The following is a 240-nucleotide window of genomic DNA, read 5'->3' on the forward strand; positions in this document are numbered from 1 at the left end:
GCCGGCTGACATAGCCGGTCTGGTGCGTGTGCAACAACTGGCGCTGTCCGGTATGCCGGTCCACCCGGAACAGACATTGCTGCGTCCGCACCACCGCCGCTTTGGTCGCGGTCCCCGGCAGCGTGGGCAGGGAATCATAACGGTAAATCACCTCATGCCCCGGCGCATCGTCATAGGCCCCGATGGGGGAAGCCACGCCCGGGGTCACCGTTTTCGATTTCACGTAACGGACAAACCCGT

At 63.8% G+C, this 240-nt stretch carries 1 protein-coding gene; it reads right to left on the reverse strand.

What is annotated here, in order from left to right:
• Positions 1-223, reverse strand: a 223-nt coding sequence (locus tag Xsto_RS21830) for a hypothetical protein (RefSeq protein ID WP_211284374.1), incomplete at its 3' end; no start/stop codon positions are given.
• Between the last annotated feature and the right edge of the window lie 17 nt (positions 224-240).

The organism is Xenorhabdus stockiae, assembly GCF_002632825.1.
Taxonomy (GTDB): Bacteria; Pseudomonadota; Gammaproteobacteria; order Enterobacterales; family Enterobacteriaceae; genus Xenorhabdus; species Xenorhabdus stockiae.